Source organism: Arthrobacter crystallopoietes, from assembly GCF_017603825.1.
Classification (GTDB): domain Bacteria; phylum Actinomycetota; class Actinomycetes; order Actinomycetales; family Micrococcaceae; genus Crystallibacter; species Crystallibacter crystallopoietes_B.
The window spans coordinates 4,286,125-4,303,698 of the sequence record NZ_CP072014.1; the positions used below are offsets into that span (position 1 = coordinate 4,286,125).

A 17,574-nucleotide genomic window follows, 5' to 3' on the forward strand; every position below is an offset into this window, starting at 1 on the left:
GGTTTACCAGGTGGCGCCCGGGTGCTCGCGGGCGATGACCTGCATCTCCGCGAGGATGTAGCCCAGGTGTTCGCTGTGCTTGCCGCTACGGCCACCGGTCATCGCCGGTTGCACGTCGGGGAGCTTCAGCCCTGCTTCGTCCAGCACCTGCGCCACGAGCGCATCGAACGGTTCGCGCATTTCGGACGGACGTGCGGCAACGCCGTCAAGCCGTTCGATGAGTTCGTCGTCCTGGAACAGCTCGGCCACGTAGGGCCAGACCGAGTCGAGGCCGGCCTGGATGCGGAGCTTGGACTCCTCAGTGCCGTCGCCGAGCCGGATGGTCCACTGGATCGCGTGGTCCCGGTGGTAGTCCACTTCCTTAAGCGCCTTGGCCGAGATAGCCGCGATCGTCTCGTCCGCGGAATCGATCAGCCGTGAGTACAGCTCATGCTGGAAGATGGAAAACACCAACTGGCGGGCGATGGTCTTGCCGAAGTCACCGTTTGGCTGCTCGACCAGGAAGCAAGACCGGAATTCCGCCTCGCCGCGCCAGTAGGCCAGGTCATCTTCGGACTTGCCCCATGCGGAGCCGGCGTAGGTAAGGAACGAGCGAGCGTGTCCCAGGAGGTCCAGGGCGATGTTGCCCAGGGCCACGTCTTCTTCGAGCTCGGGCGCCCGGGAGATCCACCAGCCGAGCCGCTGGGCCAGGATCAGGGCATCGTCGCCGAGGCGCAGGGCATATTCGCCGACGTCTTCGCCGACCTTGATACCACCGGCAACCCGCTCGGCCACGTCCTCGGGACGCAGGGCGTTGCCCGGCGTGATGCGTGTTGCGCTTTCCCCGCTCACAGGTGCTTCACCCCTTCACTCTTCTTGTAATACGTGGCGTGCCGGTAGTCCTTGCCCTTGGGCGATTCGAAGAACTCACCCTTGGCATCCGGATCGCTGGCAATGATCGACGACGCCGGCACTACCCACAGCGAGACGCCTTCGTTGCGCCGTGTGTATAGATCCCGCGCGTTGCGCACGGCCATCTCGGCGTCCGGCGCGTGCAGCGACCCTGCGTGCACGTGCGAAAGTCCGCGGGATGACCTGACGAAGACCTCCCAGAGCGGCCAAGGGGTCTTTTCCGGCGTGTGGCCGATTTCCGTGGCGGGGGTTTTGTCCGACGTGCCCATTGCGGTCTGGTCTGATGTTGCCATTAGGCTACCTGTGCTTTCTGTGCCTTCTTAGCTGCGTAGGCAGCTGCTGCTTCGCGTACCCATGCGCCGTTCTCGTGCGCCTCGCGGCGGCGTTCCATCCGCTGGGCGTTGCAGGGGCCGCGGCCTTTGAGGACCTCGTAGAACTCATTCCAATCGAGCTCGCCGTACTCCCACTTGCCGGTTTCTTCGTTGAAGCGGATCTCGTCATCGGGCAGGGTCAGTCCGAGGACCTTTACCTGTTCCTGGATCATGCCGACGAATCGCTGGCGCAGCTCGTCATTGGAGAAGCGCTTGATGTTCCAGCGCATGGACTGCTGCGAGTTCGGGGATTCGTCGTCGTTCGGACCGAACATCATCAGCGCCGGAGCGTAGAAGCGGTTGACCGCGTCCTGGGCCATCTGCTTCTGCGCAGGCGTTCCATTGGCGAGCTCGAGCAGGATCTCGAAGCCCTGCCGCTGGTGGAAGGACTCTTCCTTGCAGACCCGCACCATTGCCCGGCCATAGGGACCGTAAGAAGCACGGCACAGCGGCACCTGGTTGACGATAGCGGCGCCATCCACCAGCCAGCCGATGGCACCCATGTCCGCCCAGGTGAGCGCCGGGTAGTTGAAGATGGACGAGTACTTCGCCTTGCCGCTGAGCAGCTGGTCGAAGAGCTCGTCGCGCGGCGTGCCCAAGGTCTCCGCCGCCGAGTACAAGTAGAGGCCGTGCCCGGCTTCGTCCTGCACCTTGGCCATCAGGATGGCCTTCCGCTTCAGCGACGGGGCGCGCGTGATGAAGTTTGCCTCCGGCTGCATCCCGATGATTTCGGAGTGGGCGTGCTGGGAAATCTGCCGGGTCAGGGTCTTCCGGTACCCGGCTGGCATCCAGTCCGCCGGCTCGATCCGTGAATCCTCGGCGATGATCTTGTCAAAGTAGGCCTGGCCGGCCTCGTCCTCAGCGGACGGAACAGGCTGCAACTGTGCGTCCCGCGGGGATTGCGTCTGCGTTGCCATGATGGTCACCTCACTATGGGGGAATTTCCGGCGCGAAATATTTACCGACCGTTCGTTCAGAATATAGTCACGTCGGCGAGACAGTCAAGCGTCACGCGCCGAAGGTTCGGTTCACCTGTCAGCCAAACCCGGTGGCTACACGGAACCCGGTCTATATATTTGGGGCATGAGCCACTCTCCCGCAGACACCGAAGCAGACTCCCCTACCATCGGCACTGCCGACCCGGCTGGCGGGACCACGCCCGCAGGGCTGCCGCAGCCGCCGGTCGCCCGGAAAGAAACGGTGGAGCGCACCCATCACGGGGACACGTTCGTGGACAACTACGAATGGCTCCGCGAGAAGGACAGTCCGGAAGTCGTTGCCCATCTGCAGGCCGAAAACCAGTACACCGATGCCGTCACAGCAGACCAGCAGCCGCTGCGCGAGGCGATCTTCAGCGAGATCAAGAACCGCACCCAGGAAACCGACCTTTCCGTCCCGGTCCGCAAGGACGGCTGGTGGTACTACGGGCGGATGGAAGAGGGCAAGCAGTACGGCATCCAGTGCCGGGTCAAGGCCCAAGATACCGGCGACACGAAGGCAGACTGGACGCCGCCGCAGGTTGAACCCGGTACCGAAGTGCCAGGCGAGCAGATCCTGCTGGACGGCAACGCCGAGGCCGAGGGCCACCCCTTCTTCTCCCTCGGCGGCGCGGCGGTAACCCGCGACGGCAACCTCTACGCCTACGCCGTGGACAACGCCGGCGACGAGCGGTTCACGCTGCGGATCAAGGACCTGCGGACCAACGAGCTGCTTCCGGATGTGGTGGAGAACGTGTTCTACTCGCTGGCCTTCTCCCCCGACGGCAGCCAGGTTTTCTACACCGTGGTGGACGATTCCTGGCGGCCGTACCAGATCAAATCCCACACGCTCGGCACCGAGGTGAGCGCCGACGTCGTGGTTTATCAGGAAGACGATCCCGCGATGTGGACCGGCTTCGAGCTCTCCGCCGACCGCCGGCATCTGGTCATCGGGATCGGCTGCTCCGAATACAGCGAAACGCGACTGCTTGATTTCGCGCACCAGGAGACCGGCCTGCGCACCGTCATTTCGCGCGACGAGCGCATCCTCTACGAGGCTGAACCGTTCCTGCTCGATGGGGTGGAGAGGGTCCTGCTGACGCACAATAAGGACGCGGTCAACTCCATGGTTTCCGTGGTGGACGCGGCCGAGTTCGCCAAACCGCTGGCCCAGCAGCGCTGGAATACCGTGATAGCGCACGACGACGGCGTGCGGGTCAACGGTGCGGGGGTCACCGCTACGCACGCGGTGCTGTCCGTACGCAAAGACACGATCGAGCGCGTGCAGGTCATTCCGCTGGCGGGGCTGGGCACGCCCGGGCAGGCGCTGCCGGTGGAGCCGGACTTCGACGAGGAGCTCTACACGGCCGGCGTCGGCGGTTCGGACTACGACGCTCCGGTCGTCCGGCTCGGCTACAGCTCGTTCCTGACCCCGCCCCGGGTGTATGACTACGAGCTGGCTACCGGGGAGCTGTTCCTGCGCAAGGAGACGCCGGTTCTGGGCGGCTACCGGTCCGAGGACTACGTCGCCGAGCGGGCCTGGGCCACCGCGCAGGACGGGACGCAGATTCCGCTCTCGATTGTCCGCAAGGCCACGGTGGAGCGCAATTCCGCCAATCCTGCGCTCATCTACGGCTACGGCAGCTACGAGGTCAGCATGGATCCGGGCTTCAATACCGCCCGGCTCTCACTGCTGGACCGCGGCGTTGTCTTCGTCATTGCGCACGTGCGCGGTGGCGGCGAGGTGGGGCGCAAGTGGTACGACGACGGCAAGAAGCTGGCCAAGAAGAACACCTTTACCGACTTCATCGACGCCACCGATTGGCTGGCGTCATCCGGCTGGGCCGATCCGGCGCGGATCGCCGCGATGGGCGGTTCCGCCGGCGGCCTGCTGATGGGTGCCATTGCCAACCTGGCGCCGGAAAAGTACGCGGCCGTTGTCGCCCAGGTGCCGTTCGTGGACCCGCTGACCTCGATCCTTGATCCGGATCTGCCGCTGTCCGCCCTGGAGTGGGAAGAATGGGGCAATCCGATTACGGACCCCGAGGTCTACGCCTACATGAAGTCCTACTCGCCGTACGAGAACGTGCATGAGGCTGCTTATCCGCGCATCGCGGCGGTGACCAGCTTCCACGACACGCGCGTGCTTTACGTGGAGCCGGCGAAGTGGGTTGCCCGGCTGCGCGAAGCCACCACGGGAACGGAGCCGATTCTGCTCAAGACGGAGATGGACGGCGGCCACGGCGGAGCCTCGGGCCGGTACGAAGCCTGGAAGGACCGGGCCTGGGACTACGCCTTCGTCCTTGCTGCGTTGGATGCCCGCGAACTGATCTAGTAAAGCTCCCTTTGGAAGAGCACGACGGCGGGGCCGCCGCAGTTTTCTGCGGCGGCCCCGCTTGCGTCGGTGCTGCCGGGCGCCTTCTGCCGACCAGGATGACTTGACTTGGCTCACAAATCAGGATTACCTAATGAACATTCGGTAAAGAACAACGAGGGGCGCACATGACGGAAATCGACGTCGACACCAACCTTGGCGGGCAGCCCGACAGCCCCGCCGCGGAATCTGCTGCGCCCTTCCATCCTGCCTTCGTCAATGACCAGGCCGCCGCGTGGATGGGCGTGGAACTGGTTCGCGCGGAGTTCGGTGATGTTGTCATCCGGATGCGCTTGCGGGACGAGATGCTCAACGGCTTCGGCATGGCGCAGGGCGGCATGATCTTCGCCTTCGCCGACGTCGCCTTCGCACTGGCCTGCAACGATCCGCACGGTGACGGCAGCACCATTACCGTTGCCTCCGGCGTCGATGTTAATTTCATGAATCCGGGGTTTTCCGGCCGTCAACTGACCGCCACCGCCACCCTCGTCAACCAGACCGGCCGCAGCGGTCTGTTCGACATCCGCGTGACCCAGGAGTCCGGGAGCGGCGAGGAAATCCTCGCCGAGTTCCGCGGCAGATCGCGCACCGTACCCAACCCCGCCGCCAAAAAGCACTAGCAAGGACCTTCTTAATGACCACCACCACCGGTACGAAAGCCCGCAAGTCCACTCCGGCTGAGCCCGAGACCCTCGATCCCGAAGAGCTGATGAGCCGGGACGAACTCGAAGCCCTTCAGCTGACGCGCCTGCAGCACACCGTGGCTTACGCCTACGAACGTGTGCCGATGTACAAGAAGAAGTTCGACGACGCCGGCGTGCGCCCGGAGGACCTGAAGGAACTGGCCGATCTGGCGAAGTTCCCGTACACGGACAAGGAAGACCTCCGCCAGTCCTACCCGTTCGGCATGTTCGCTGTTCCGCAGAACGAGGTGGCGCGCATCCACGCTTCGTCCGGCACCACCGGCCGCGCCACGGTGGTCGGCTATACCAAGGGGGACCTGGACCGCTGGGAGACGCTGTTCGCCCGGTCGCTGCGCGCCTCCGGCGTCAAGAAGGGCTGGAAGGTCCACAACGCGTACGGGTACGGCCTCTTCACGGGCGGCCTCGGTGCGCACTACGGCGCCGAAAAGCTTGGCTGCACCGTTATCCCGATGTCCGGCGGCCAGACCGAGAAGCAGATCCAGCTGATCCAGGACTTCGAGCCGGACGCCATTCTTTGCACGCCGACCTACCTGCTGACCATTGTCGATGCCATGGAGCAGAAAGGCATCGACCCGCGCAAGACCTCGCTCAAAGTTGCTGTCCTCGGCGCCGAACCGTGGACCGAGGAGATGCGCCATGAGCTCGAGACCAAGCTCGACATCGACGCCTGCGACATCTACGGCCTCTCCGAAGTCATGGGCCCGGGCGTGGCCGGTGAATGCATCGATTTCAAGGATGGCTCCACGATCTGGGAGGACCACTTCCGCCCGGAGATCATCGATCCGGCGACGGACGCGGTCTTGGCCGACGGCGAACACGGCGAGCTGGTGTTTACCTCTCTGACCAAGGAGGCCATGCCGGTCATCCGCTACCGCACCCACGACCTGACCCGGCTGCTGCCGGGCACCGGGCGGGCGAACATGCGCCGGATCGGCCGGATCACCGGCCGGAGCGACGACATGATCATCCTGCGCGGCGTGAACCTGTTCCCGACCCAGATCGAGGAAATCGCGCTGCGGATTCCGGGTCTGAGCCCGCACTTCCAGCTCGAGATCACCCGGCCGGGCCGGATGGACGAGCTGACCGTCAAGATCGAACGCCGCGAGGATTGCACGGCCGAGACCGCCGCCGCGGCCGCCAAGGACCTGCAGAAGCAGATCAAGATCCACGTCGGCTCCAGCTGCCGGATCGACATCGTTGAACCACACTCCCTCGAGCGGTCCAACGGGAAACTCCGCCGGATCTACGACCTGCGTAAGGTCGAGAGCTGACCGACCGAACGTTCATGGAAAGATAGTTGTCATGGTGAAGACGAAAAATCCGGAAACAGCCCGGCGCGGACGCCCGGGCTACGACCAGCAGTCAGTGCTGAGCGTAGCCGTCACCGTCTTCAACAAGCATGGCTACGAGGCGACGTCCATGGGCATCCTGGCGGAAAACCTCGGCATCTCCAAGAGCGCTATCTACCACCATGTTCCGTCCAAAGGCGACCTGCTGCGGCTGGCATTGGAGGAGGCGCTGGGTTCACTGGAAGCAATTCTGGAAGAGCCCGGTGCCTCCGCCGGCCGGGCAGATGACCGGCTGGAGTACGTGCTGCGCCGGACCATCGACGTCCTGACGGAGAAACTCCCCTACGTCACCCTGCTGCTGCGGCTGCGCGGGAACACCGAGGTGGAGCGCGACGCCTTGGAACGCCGCCGCGAGTTCGACCACAAGGTCGCTGCCCTGATGGACGCGGCCCGCGAAGAGGGCAGCCTGCGCAGCGATATCGATCCGCGCACCACTACGCGCCTGCTCTTCGGCACGATCAACTCCATCGTCGAGTGGTACAAGCCCGGCGGGAAGCTGACCTCGCAAAAGCTGGCCGATGATCTGATTTCCATGATGTTTGACGGCCTTCACCTGCCAACGGCCGCCCGCGTTATCGCCTGAGAGCCTCCCGCCCCTGGCCGCCTGACTGTTAGGCTGGCAGCAACCAATCGGCGTCAGGGGGACGTTATGGACTGGTTCGTGGATTTTCCTGGGGAAACCGGACCGTATATTTGGATATCGCTGGCGAATATGGGTCTCACCATTGCCGGCATTGCGCTCTTTGCCTACAGGTTCCGATGGGCATGGTTGTTTCCCGTCGCTACCACTGTGGCCTTTCTTAGTCTCGGCCTCCAGGCCCAAGGCATCCGGACCAGCTTCGGCCCGGTGCTAACGCTTGCGGTTTGTGTCTACGGCCAATGGCGCTGGCAACTGTACAAAGATGGCGCCACCGCCTCGATCCCGCTGCGGCGCGCCTACCCGGTGGAGTGGGGCATCGCAGCCGGACTGTTGATCCTCTTCACTCTGATCATCGGTTTTGCCGGCTCCGAACTGCTGCCCTTTGTCGGCCCCGGATACATCCTGAGCAGTCTGCTGTCGTCCCTGCCACTGGTGATGTACTTAGGGTTCGCGCACGGCATCTTCGAGTCTTGGTATGTCGGTGGCGCTTTCGGGGCTTTGAACCTGGCCAGCCTGGCCGTGCTGGTCCCGGCCCCGCCTCCGGCATTCGTCTATACCGCCGTCGTCCTCGGTCTCTACGTGTTCGGACTGGTTAAATGGAAGGCGGCCCTGAATCATCAAGGCCGCCTTACGCAGGTGGCTCACCCTGCCGGCAGCTGATGCCGCTTGGCAGGAGCAACTGTAACCGCTGCTACTTTTCGACGAGCGTCAGCACATCGTAGGTGGCAACGATCTCGTCGTTCTGGTTGGTCAGGACTGCATCCCAGGCAACCTCGCCGTACTCGTCCGTTTCACGCGGCGTGATGCGCTTCGCGGTCAGCGTCACGCGAATGGAGTCTCCGGCCGCGACCGGCGTGATGAACCGCAGGTTCTCCAGACCGTAGTTCGCCAGCACCGGGCCCGGAGCGGGCTCCACGAAGAGGCCCGCGCCCCAGGCGAGCAGCAGGTAGCCGTGCGCCACGATGCCGGGGAAGAACGGATTGGCTTCTGCTGCCTCCTGGTTGGTGTGCGCGTAGAACGTATCCCCGGTCTCGTTCGCGAAGGCAGTAATGTCATCCAGGGTGACCTGCCGCAGATCCGAGCGCAGTGCATCGCCGATCTTGAGCTCGGCGAGGTTCTTCCGGAAGGGATGCACCTCATCGAAATTGCGGTCGGCGCCGGTATGCCAGACACCGGTGATCGCCGTAAGCATGTTGGGCGATCCCTGGACCGCGGTGCGCTGCATGTGGTGCAGCACGGAGCGGATGCCGCCGAGTTCCTCGCCGCCGCCTGCACGACCCGGACCGCCGTGGACCAGATGCGGCACCGGGGAGCCGTGGCCGGTTGAGGTGCGCGCATCCTCGCGGTTGAGCACCAGCACACGGCCGTGGTGGGCGGCGATTCCCGTCACCAGCTTGCGCGCTGTCTCCGGGTCGTTGGTGGCGACGGTCGCAACCAGCGAGCCTGAGCCCATGGCGGCGAGCCGGATGGCGTCATCCAGGTCCTTGTAACCGATGACGGAGGAAACCGGCCCGAAGGCCTCGCGCGAGTGCACCGCTTCCGCCTCGGCGTCGGCAAACTTCAGCAGCACCGGGGACATAAACGCGCCGTCGTCGACGCTGCCAACAGTTCCGTCCTGCAGGGTGACTTTCGGCGAATCCAGTGTTCCGTACGCCAGTTCGCCGCCGGCGTCGAGCATTTCCTGAACTGCGGCGCGCACATCGGCAAGCTGCTCCAGGGAAGCCAGGGCGCCCATGGTCACGCCTTCTGCCCGCGGATCGCCGACGACAACCCGCTCCTCGATCCGCGCCCGTACGGCGTCGATGACGTCCTGCACACGCTCCGACGGGACAATGGTGCGGCGGATGGAGGTGCACTTCTGGCCGGCCTTGGCCGTCATTTCGGTGACCAGTGACTTGATGAAGGCATCGAACTCAGGGGTGCCCGGCACGGCGTCGGGACCCAGGATCGCTGCGTTCAGGGAGTCAGCTTCCGCCGTGAAACGGATACCGCCTTGGGCGACATTCGGATGGGACTTCAGCAGGTTGGCCGTGTTAGCCGAGCCGGTGAAGGAGACCGCATCGCGGTAGTCAAGGTGGTCCAGCATGTCCCGGGCGGAGCCGGAAATCAGCTGTAGGGATCCGGCCGGCAGAATGTTGGACTCGATGATCAGCTTCACCGCGGCCGCAGTGACATAGCCGGTGGGCGTAGCCGGCTTGACGATGGTGGGAACGCCCGCAATGAACGCCGGCGCAAACTTCTCCAGCATGCCCCAGACGGGGAAGTTGAAGGCGTTGATCTGTACAGCCACACCCGGAATGCGGGTGTAGATGTGCTCACCGATGAAGGAACCGTCCTTGGCGAGCACCTCGGCGGGCCCGTCGATGACAACCTGGGCATTGGGCAGTTCGCGCCGGCCCTTGGAACCGAACGTGAAAAGGACGCCGATACCGCCGTCGATGTCGATCATGTTGTCGATCTTGGTGGCGCCCGAGCGGTGGGAGAGCTCGTAGAGCGCCTCACGGTGGCTGTTGAGGAACTGTGCCAGTTCCTTGAGTTTCAGCGCACGCTGGTGGAAGGTCAGCTTGCCCAATTCTGTTTGGCCGACGCTCCGGCCGTACTCGACCATTTCTGCCAGATCCAGCCCGTCCGTGCTCACCTGGGCCAGCACATCGCCTGTGCTGGCATCACGGACCTCAGTGCCGGTTACGCCTGGTTCCGGCGTCCACCAGGCGTCCTGGACGAAACTCGGCACAAATTCAACACCAACGGAGGTAGTGGTCATCGTTGACTGCCCTTTCCTTCTCTGGGGACGAATCGCAGTATCGTCCACAGTATCGACAAGCATCTGAACAACGCAGGATAAACAAACTGAACGGTCGTTCGGTAACATGTCTACACTACATGAATGCATCCGAAGCCGACAGGATGAAAGGGTCAGGATCAAATAATGGAGCCGGATATCAAGACCGAAACCGAACAGGACCAGCCGTGGAAGATCGTCCTCGGCGAACTGGACGAGAAGATGGGCGTAAGGATTCTGGAAGAATCCGCCCAGCGCGTGGTCGCCACGATGCCGGTAGAAGGAAACCGGCAGTCGTTCGGCCTGCTGCATGGCGGCGCCTCGCTGGCATTCGGCGAGGCCATCGGGTCCTGGGCAGCCGTGATCCATGCCGGCAAGGGTCGCTCCGCCGTCGGTGTCGATGTCTCGGCCACTCATCACCGTTCAGCCCGCAAGGGCACGATCACTGGTATCGCCACGGCAATCCATCTGGGCCGCACCACCACCAGCCACGAGGTCGTGATTTACGACGACGAGGAACGCCGGCTCTGCTCCATGCGCATCACCAACCTGATTCTGGACCGCCCCAAGCCCGGCGGATAGACCGCCTGTTACTCATGAAAGTCCAGTAGAAAATCGAGTAGTGAAGATCCTCACTTCTGCCTGAACTGGCCGGTAATGTTTCAATCACGAAGCCCGCACCGGCGTCAGCGGAGGCCCGGCAGACCGCCCAGCAGAAATGCTGACGGTAAAGCAGCCACCATCCGCGGACTCCAGCCCCGCACGTTCAAGCGAACATGACGACGGCGGCGGGCGGACCGCCGGGTGCAGCACCGTGTAACGCATCACTTACCTCGGCGGCGTTGGGGAAGGCCGCGGTGGCAGCTTGGGGAAGCTGCCACCGCCGCCAGATTCAGTCCAGGTGAAGCCGGTTCCGCAACTGCCGCAGCTCTGCCTCGCCCAGTCCGTTCCGCAGCAGGTACTGTGCGGCTTCGAAACCTTCCGCGGCCGCCTCTACAGCGGCGCGGGTGTCCTCAATCCGCGCCGTAAGCTCCGAACCCGAGAGATACCGTTCGATCGGATGCGGATACGGACTGATCCGGTGCCACTCGTTGATGCCGCGCAGGCCGAACTCGTAGTGGTCCGCGATGGTGCCGGCGTCCTTGCCTGCCAAGTTCAGCAGCAGCATCCCAATCAGTCCGGTGCGGTCGCGTCCGGCCGAGCAATGAATAACGACGGCGCCCTCCGCTCCTGCGAGGGTCCGGGCTATCGCCGTGATCTTGTCCGGAAAGAGCCGGAGGTTGTCAGGGTAGGAACGCGGATGGCTCAGGTAGGGCCCGCTGAGTTCGCGGAACTCAGCGTGGTCAGGTTCTTCGGTCGGGCAGTGGAGCACGGTGAAGGCCGAGCGGACTTCGGCTGCGACCTCGGGATCCGTCTCCCGGCGCGAGCGCTCCCCCACGTTCCGCAAGTCGACAACGGTGCGCACGCCGTCGTCGTACATCTGGCGCCAGCCGGTTTCCGTCAGCCATTCAGAACGGCCCATCCCGAAAATGTCCCCGGCAATCCGGCGCGCATTAACCGCACCGTCCCACTCCATCGGGTGGATCCGCTCCAGCCGTGCCGTCATGTCCTCACCGGTTCCCTGCGTCGGGGCGGACTTTATCCAGCCGGGCCTGAAGACCGCGTTTGACGATGGGCCACTCGGAATCGAGCACGGAGTAGACAACCGTGTCACGCACTGTCCCGTCCGGCATTTTCGTGTGGTTGCGGAGCACGCCGTCCTGCTTCGCACCAAGCCGTTCGATGGCTTCGCGGGACTGGCGGTTCATCCAGTGTGTCCGGAATTCCACTGCCTTGCAGCCAAGCTTTTCGAACGCGTGCGTCATCAGGAGCATCTTGCTGTCAGGGTTCGCTCCGGTCCCCTGTGCGCTGGCCCGCGTCCAGGTGTAGCCGATCTCCACCCGCGGCGTGTCCGTATCGATATTGCAGAAGGTGGTCATGCCCAGAACGGCGCCGTCGGAGAGCCGGCTGACAGTGAACGGCAGCATGGTCCCCTCGTCTTGTTTCTCCATCCGGCGGCGGATTTCCAGCTCCATGGTCTCCGGCGAGGGAACCCGGGTGTACCAGAGGTTCCACAGCTCGCCGTCGCGAACAGCGTCCTCCAGATCGGGCATGTGGCGCCTGCGCAAGGGCTGCAGTCGGACGTACTTACCGGTCAGGGTCAGCGGCTCGAACAGTGGCATGGACTCATCTTAGAACCTTGGAAAGACCTTAGGGTGCGGGAAATGGGGCCGGCCTTCAGCGGCGTGTCGCAAAAGTTCAGCTCGACGACACGATGTGAAACGTGCCACTTCGATAGCCGCCAAGGGTATTTTGAGACGCATGAATGCTAACTTTCAGGGCCGTACCGGCCTGCCTAAGCGTCTGGGGGCGCTGACAGTTCTAGTTGCCGGTCTGGTAGCCGGGTCAGTGGCCGCGCCCGCCGCCGCCCATGAGGATTCCATCGATCTGGTCGTTTTCGGCGACTCCTACTCCGCCGGCATCGGCGCCGGTACACCCGCTCCGAGCACCATTACCAATGACCCAAGATGCTTCGTCTCTCCCTCCGGCTATGCTGAATCGCTTAGCGAGCGGCAGCGCGCTGTTGAGCTCACGGCCAACGCCGCTTGCTCAGGTGCCTGGGCCGGCACCGGACCTTCCGAGCCGGTCAACGAGGACGTCCCCGACGTGCCGCAGCAGATTCAGCTCGCATCGGAAGATGGCTTGCTCGGAGCAGGAACGGACCTCGTGACCCTGACAGCAGGCGGCAACGATGTCCAGTTCAGCCGCATCATCGGTGCCTGCATGCAACAGGACTTGGCGATCTGTAAAGCAACAGTGACGCAGGCCGAACAAGCAGCCAGGACGCAGGTAGCCCCGGCATTGGCCCTGGACTACCAACAGATCAATACCGCCGCTCCAGACGCGACCATCGCCGTACTCGGATATCCGCATCTGTTCTCAACGGAAGGCGCCACAGCCTCGCCCCTGTCCCCCGAAGCGGCAAAGGTCTTCAACGACGGCGTGGACACACTGAACAGCATCATCGAGGGGACTACGGAACAATCCGACTCGGTGGTCTACGTCGATGTAACCAAGCGATTCCGGAATCATGGGATCGGATCGTCCGAACCGTGGATCAACTTCGATCCAACCAATTTGCAGGACTACAACAACTTCCACCCGAATGAAAAAGGCTATGAGAAGGGCTACGCGAAAGTCCTGAAGCCGGTAGTCCGTTCCTTGCAGCGCTAGCAACGCCCGCCAACGCCGACAGCCCATAAACAATTGCCCGCCGGAGAAATTCTCCGGCGGGCAATTGTTTGCCTGCTTAGTACGTGGCGGTTGGGGTGTGCCTAGCTATCCCAGCTGAAGAAACCTTTGCCACTCTTGCGGCCGAGCTCGCCCTTGGCCACTTTGTCCCGCAGGATCTGCGGCGGCGCAAAGCGCTCCCCCAAGGTGGAGTGCAGGTACTCGGCGATGCCCAGGCGGACGTCCAGGCCCACAATGTCCGTCGTCTTCAGCGGCCCCACGGGATGCTTGTAGCCGAGCACCATGGCCGCATCGATGTCTTCGGCTGAGGCCACGCCCTCTTCAACCATGCGCATGGCTTCCAAGGCGATGGCCACACCCAGCCGCGAGGAAGCGAAGCCGGGGGCGTCATTGACGACGACGGCGGTCTTGCCCAGCGACTGGACCCATGACCGGGCTGCGGCGGCGAGTTCTTCCGAGGTCTCCTCGGCCAGCACCACCTCGACCAGAAGCGAAGCCGGGACCGGATTGAAGAAGTGCAGTCCGCAGAAGTTGGCGGGCCGCTCGAGCTGTTCGGCGAGCTTGCCCACCGAAAGCGACGAGGTGTTGGTGGCCAGCCAGGCGTTCGGCGGCAACTGCGCTTCCACGGCCTTGAGCGCCGTCGACTTCAGTTCAAAGTCTTCCGGCACGGCTTCGACTACCAGACCGCAGCTGCCGAAGGAGTTGTAGTTGACCGAGACCGACAGCCGCTGGGTCAGCGCCTCGATGGTCTCCGTGGTGGTCCCCCGCTGCACGCTCTTGAGCAGCGCATCAGTAACCCGGCGGCGCGCGCCTTCCGCGGCGTCGTCGTCCCTTTCCACCACCACTACCTCGGCACCGGCGGTCAGGAAGGCGTGGGCGATGCCCGCACCCATGCGACCGCCGCCGAGCACGCCTACTTTGCTAGGTACCGTATCTACTGTTTCCATGTGGCTTACTTGCTTTCTGTCTGCTTTTCCTTGGCCGCCCGCTTGGCCGCGCCCTTATCCAAGAACGCCTGCATGCGGTCGAATTTGGCTTCGGATTCGAACAGGATTCCCTGCGCGATCGTGTCAATAACGGGATGGACTTCCCGCGGAGTGTGGAACACGCTCTTAGTGATCCGGACGGCCAGCGGGTCCTGCGCCCCGATCCGGTCCGCGAGCGCGTGGGCGGCGTCGATCAGGACGTCGGCCTCGTGGACCTCCGTGACCAGGTGCACCGCGAGGGCTTCCTGCGCACCGAGGATGCGGCCGGCCAGCAGGATTTCCTTGGCCAGCGGTTCGCCGACCAGTTCCTTCAAGCGCCAGGTGGCTCCCGCGGCTGCCATGATCCCCAGATTGGTCTCGGGTTGGCCGATCTTCACGCTTGGCGTGGCCAGGCGGAAATCCGCAGCGTAGGCCAGTTCGGCCCCGCCGCCGAGGGCATAGCCGTCCAGGGCGGCGATGACCGGCATGGGCAGCTGGGCGATCCGGTTGAAGATGGTCGAGTTGATCCCGGCGAGGGCATCCTCACGACGGCGTTCGCGCAATTGCGCGATATCCGCCCCCGAGGCGAAGATCCCCTTGCCGTTGACCTGCGTGCCCGAGAGGATCATGATCCGCGGCTGGCGCTCCAGCACCGCGCAGACGGTGTGCAGTTCATCGACCATGGTCTGGTCGATGGCGTTGCGGACCTCCGGCCGGTTCAACTGGACATGGATCCGGTCTTCCCGCTCTTCGACCAGCAGGGTGGAGAATTCGTGTGCGTCGAACAGCATCAGACCCGCTCGATGATCATCGAGGTTCCCTGGCCCACTCCCACACACATGGTGGCCAGGCCGCGCTGGGCGTTCTCACGTTCCATCCGGCCCAGCAGCGTCACCACCAGACGTGAGCCGCTGGAACCGAGCGGATGCCCCAAAGCGATGGCCCCGCCGTCGTTGTTCACGATGCTTTGGTCAATCTTCAGATCGCGCAGCACGGCCAGGGACTGCGTGGCGAATGCTTCGTTGAGTTCAACGGCGCCGAGGTCCTCGACGCTCCAGCCTGCCTTGTCCAGCACCTTGCGGGTGGCCGGTACCGGGCCGACGCCCATGATTTCCGGGGCCACACCAGCGGAGGCGCCTTCCACAATTCGGGCGCGCGGGGTCAGGCCGAACTTCTTCACGGCCGCCTCCGACGCCACGATGATCGCGGACGAGCCGTCGTTGAGGGAGCTGGAGTTGCCGGCCGTGACCACGCCGCCGGGCTTGATGATGGGCTTCAGGCCGGCGAGCACTTCCATGCTGGTACCCGGGCGCGGGCCCTCGTCCGTGTCGACGACGGAGGTGCCCTTGCGGCTCTTGACCGTGACGGGGACAATCTCGTCCTTCAGCCGGCCGCCCTCGATGGCCGCGATGGCCCGCTCATGCGACTGCACGGCGAAGGCGTCAGCATCTTCCCGGGAAATGCCGTAAACATCGGCGACCTCTTCGGCCGTCTCGGGCATGGAGTAGGTCATCTTGCCGTCGCGGGACAGGTCGCCCTTGGCGAAGCGCTCGTTGACGAAACGCCAGCCGATGGACGTGTCGAACTGCTCGCCGGGCTTGGCGAAGGCCTTCATCGGCTTCTCCTGCACCCAGGGCGCACGGCTCATCGACTCGACGCCACCGGCCACGACGATGTCCGCGGCGCCGGCCTTGATCATGTGCGAGGCCATGATGATCGCGCTCAGGCCCGAGGCGCAGAGGCGGTTGACGGTAATGCCAGGCACGTGGTCCCCGTAGCCGGCCAGCAGCCACGCCATACGCGCGACGTTGCGGTTTTCCTCACCCGCACCGTTGGCGTTGCCGAAAATAACCTCGTCCACTGCGTCCGGATCCACACCAGCACGGTGTACGGCTTCCTTGACCACAAGTGCGGCCAGATCGTCCGGGCGTACCGCGGACAGTGCGCCTCCATAGCGGCCAATCGGGGTACGGGCCCCGCCAATCAGGAATGCCTCAGCCATTGAATTTTCCCTCGCGCTCGAGTGTCTTGGATGACGATGTGCGGACGGCTCCGACGGATTTTGCCCGGAAGAAATTACCGACCGACCGTTCTATAAAGAATCCCACGCGCGCTGGCGAGGGTCAACTGAAGCATCAGTCCAAGGCGCTACATGACACCGGGCGCTGACGCCACAGCGACGACGGCGGGCGGCGTGCCTACTGCCCCAGCGCCTGGCTGTAGTGCCGCACCAGTTCTTCAACGGGCTGCCCCGCGTCGCCGGAACCATCGAGAAAAGTCGCCAGCTGCTCGAGGCAGCCGTGCCAGCCGGCAGCAACGTTGGCAATCATGGCCGGATCCTGGATGGTGTTCGTGAGCATGAGCAGGCTGCCGCCGGCATCGGGCTGCAGCCGCCAGCGAAGCACTTCCTGGTCCCAGCTGAAGGCGAGCAGGTGCGGCGGATCAAGCTCCAGGACCTTGCCGTGGTCAGGTTCCTCGCCCGGGAAGCGGAATTCGATGGTTCCGTCCACCTGCTGTTCCAGCCGGACAGCACAAGGGAACCATGCCGAGAGTTCCGAGTCCTCGCTCAGCGCGCGCCACAGCCGCTCGATGTCCTGACCGTACCGGCGGCGGAAACGCAACACCGGCTGGCCTTCCACCGTGCTGTCCAGACTGACATCCACCTTGAATTTTCCTGCCGTCATACTTCCTCCTCAGGCGCGGTTTTCGGCCCTGGCCGCGATGTCCTTCAAGTCCTGCGCCATCGCTTTACGGGCGGCGTTCATGCCGATCTTGCCGAACACGGCCATCATCAGCTTGGTCAGCGTGCCCGGGCGGGCTTGCTCGGCACCGAAGAACATTGTCAGTTCCGTACCTCCCGGCACGGGGCGCAAGGCGAATCGGGTCGTGTAGTCGGCGCCGCCGGACTGCGCCTTAACCGTGGTGGCATGCGGAGCCTGGGCGTCCGCAACCCACATCTCTTCGGTGGCTTCCTTTCCCATCATTTTCCGGGTTTCCCGCCAACGGAAGCCTTCGGTATAGGGACCGGGCGTGAGGACTTCCACCTTGGTCACGCCGGACAGCGTTCCCGCGGCTCCCTCTATATCAGTCAACACCTCCCACACGGCTTCCACCGGTGCATTCACGTGCTGGGTCAACTCCAGTTGATGCGCCATTGATTCCTCTGGTTTGTAACATGTGTATCCGCGTTGGTCTGCCCAACACAGTAGCCCATGGGTCAGACAGGCACT

General features: G+C 63.9%; 18 protein-coding genes. 7 read left to right on the top strand and 11 right to left on the bottom strand.

Features of this window, described 5'->3' with window-relative positions; genetic code table 11:
* Positions 1-3 precede the first annotated feature (3 nt).
* From paaC to paaA, 3 genes are read right to left on the bottom strand one after another with little or no spacing between them, the layout of a single operon-like run.
* Complete coding sequence (paaC, locus tag J5251_RS19735; RefSeq protein WP_139004608.1) at positions 4-831, bottom strand: 1,2-phenylacetyl-CoA epoxidase subunit PaaC; 828 nt, start codon at positions 829-831, stop codon at positions 4-6.
* Positions 828-1,160: a 1,2-phenylacetyl-CoA epoxidase subunit PaaB gene (paaB, locus tag J5251_RS19740; protein ID WP_139004649.1), complete on the bottom strand. Its 333-nt coding sequence runs from the start codon at positions 1,158-1,160 to the stop codon at positions 828-830. The genes paaC and paaB overlap by 4 nt, the downstream gene beginning before the upstream one ends.
* Positions 1,161-1,183: 23 nt before the next feature.
* Positions 1,184-2,179 carry a 1,2-phenylacetyl-CoA epoxidase subunit PaaA gene (gene paaA / locus J5251_RS19745; RefSeq protein WP_139004607.1) on the bottom strand — a complete coding sequence of 332 codons (996 nt, stop codon included), beginning with the start codon at positions 2,177-2,179 and terminating at the stop codon, positions 1,184-1,186.
* Between the two features lie 166 nt (positions 2,180-2,345).
* On the opposite strand from paaA, the gene J5251_RS19750 reads away from it, so the two are divergent.
* The 5 genes from J5251_RS19750 to J5251_RS19770 all read left to right on the top strand — a co-directional run bounded on the left by J5251_RS19750 (position 2,346) and on the right by J5251_RS19770 (position 7,966).
* On the top strand, positions 2,346-4,574 hold the full coding sequence (locus J5251_RS19750) for a S9 family peptidase (protein ID WP_208574871.1): 2,229 nt from the start codon (positions 2,346-2,348) through the stop codon (positions 4,572-4,574).
* 167 nt (positions 4,575-4,741) lie between these two features.
* On the top strand, positions 4,742-5,233 hold the full coding sequence (locus J5251_RS19755) for a hotdog fold thioesterase (RefSeq protein ID WP_139004605.1): 492 nt from the start codon (positions 4,742-4,744) through the stop codon (positions 5,231-5,233).
* 14 nt (positions 5,234-5,247) lie between these two features.
* Positions 5,248-6,588, top strand: a complete 1,341-nt coding sequence (gene paaK / locus J5251_RS19760) for a phenylacetate--CoA ligase PaaK (protein ID WP_139004604.1) — start codon at positions 5,248-5,250, stop codon at positions 6,586-6,588.
* A 31-nt stretch (positions 6,589-6,619) separates the two neighbouring features.
* Positions 6,620-7,249, top strand: a complete 630-nt coding sequence (locus J5251_RS19765; protein ID WP_139004603.1) for a TetR/AcrR family transcriptional regulator — start codon at positions 6,620-6,622, stop codon at positions 7,247-7,249.
* Positions 7,250-7,315: 66 nt separating this feature from the next.
* On the top strand, positions 7,316-7,966 hold the full coding sequence (locus J5251_RS19770; RefSeq protein WP_279633604.1) for a nicotinamide mononucleotide transporter: 651 nt from the start codon (positions 7,316-7,318) through the stop codon (positions 7,964-7,966).
* Positions 7,967-7,997: 31 nt separating this feature from the next.
* On the opposite strand, the gene paaZ is transcribed toward J5251_RS19770, so the two are convergent.
* Positions 7,998-10,070 (bottom strand): phenylacetic acid degradation bifunctional protein PaaZ, encoded by a 2,073-nt coding sequence (paaZ, locus tag J5251_RS19775; RefSeq protein ID WP_139004601.1) that lies wholly within the window; start codon positions 10,068-10,070, stop codon positions 7,998-8,000.
* A 165-nt stretch (positions 10,071-10,235) separates the two neighbouring features.
* Between paaZ and J5251_RS19780 the strand changes: the two genes are divergently transcribed.
* On the top strand, positions 10,236-10,670 hold the full coding sequence (locus J5251_RS19780) for a PaaI family thioesterase (protein WP_139004600.1): 435 nt from the start codon (positions 10,236-10,238) through the stop codon (positions 10,668-10,670).
* Between the two features lie 310 nt (positions 10,671-10,980).
* On the opposite strand, the gene J5251_RS19785 is transcribed toward J5251_RS19780, so the two are convergent.
* Together J5251_RS19785 and J5251_RS19790 are read right to left on the bottom strand one after the other, a co-directional pair.
* Positions 10,981-11,694 (bottom strand): tyrosine-protein phosphatase, encoded by a 714-nt coding sequence (locus J5251_RS19785; protein ID WP_240792991.1) that lies wholly within the window; start codon positions 11,692-11,694, stop codon positions 10,981-10,983.
* Between the two features lie 4 nt (positions 11,695-11,698).
* Entirely contained in the window at positions 11,699-12,310 is a 612-nt protein-coding gene (locus J5251_RS19790) for a GNAT family N-acetyltransferase (RefSeq protein ID WP_139004599.1), read from the bottom strand.
* 139 nt (positions 12,311-12,449) lie between these two features.
* Here J5251_RS19790 and J5251_RS19795 point away from each other — a divergent pair, with 139 nt between their 5' ends.
* The gene (locus tag J5251_RS19795; RefSeq protein WP_139004598.1) at positions 12,450-13,361 is read left to right on the top strand and encodes an SGNH/GDSL hydrolase family protein; all 912 of its coding nucleotides are present in this window, start codon (positions 12,450-12,452) and stop codon (positions 13,359-13,361) included.
* 101 nt (positions 13,362-13,462) lie between these two features.
* Here J5251_RS19795 and J5251_RS19800 read toward each other — a convergent pair whose 3' ends face one another.
* The 5 genes from J5251_RS19800 to J5251_RS19820 form a co-directional block, all read right to left on the bottom strand.
* Complete coding sequence (locus J5251_RS19800) at positions 13,463-14,326, bottom strand: 3-hydroxyacyl-CoA dehydrogenase family protein (protein ID WP_139004597.1); 864 nt, start codon at positions 14,324-14,326, stop codon at positions 13,463-13,465.
* Positions 14,327-14,331: 5 nt separating this feature from the next.
* Entirely contained in the window at positions 14,332-15,135 is an 804-nt protein-coding gene (locus tag J5251_RS19805) for an enoyl-CoA hydratase/isomerase family protein (RefSeq protein WP_139004596.1), read from the bottom strand.
* A complete protein-coding gene (locus tag J5251_RS19810) occupies positions 15,135-16,346 on the bottom strand; it encodes a thiolase family protein (RefSeq protein ID WP_208574873.1) in 1,212 nt (403 codons plus the stop codon). Before J5251_RS19810 ends, J5251_RS19805 begins: the two co-directional genes overlap by 1 nt.
* Positions 16,347-16,542: 196 nt before the next feature.
* On the bottom strand, positions 16,543-17,028 hold the full coding sequence (locus J5251_RS19815) for an SRPBCC family protein (RefSeq protein ID WP_208574874.1): 486 nt from the start codon (positions 17,026-17,028) through the stop codon (positions 16,543-16,545).
* Positions 17,029-17,037: 9 nt separating this feature from the next.
* Complete coding sequence (locus J5251_RS19820; RefSeq protein ID WP_139004593.1) at positions 17,038-17,499, bottom strand: SRPBCC family protein; 462 nt, start codon at positions 17,497-17,499, stop codon at positions 17,038-17,040.
* Between the last annotated feature and the right edge of the window lie 75 nt (positions 17,500-17,574).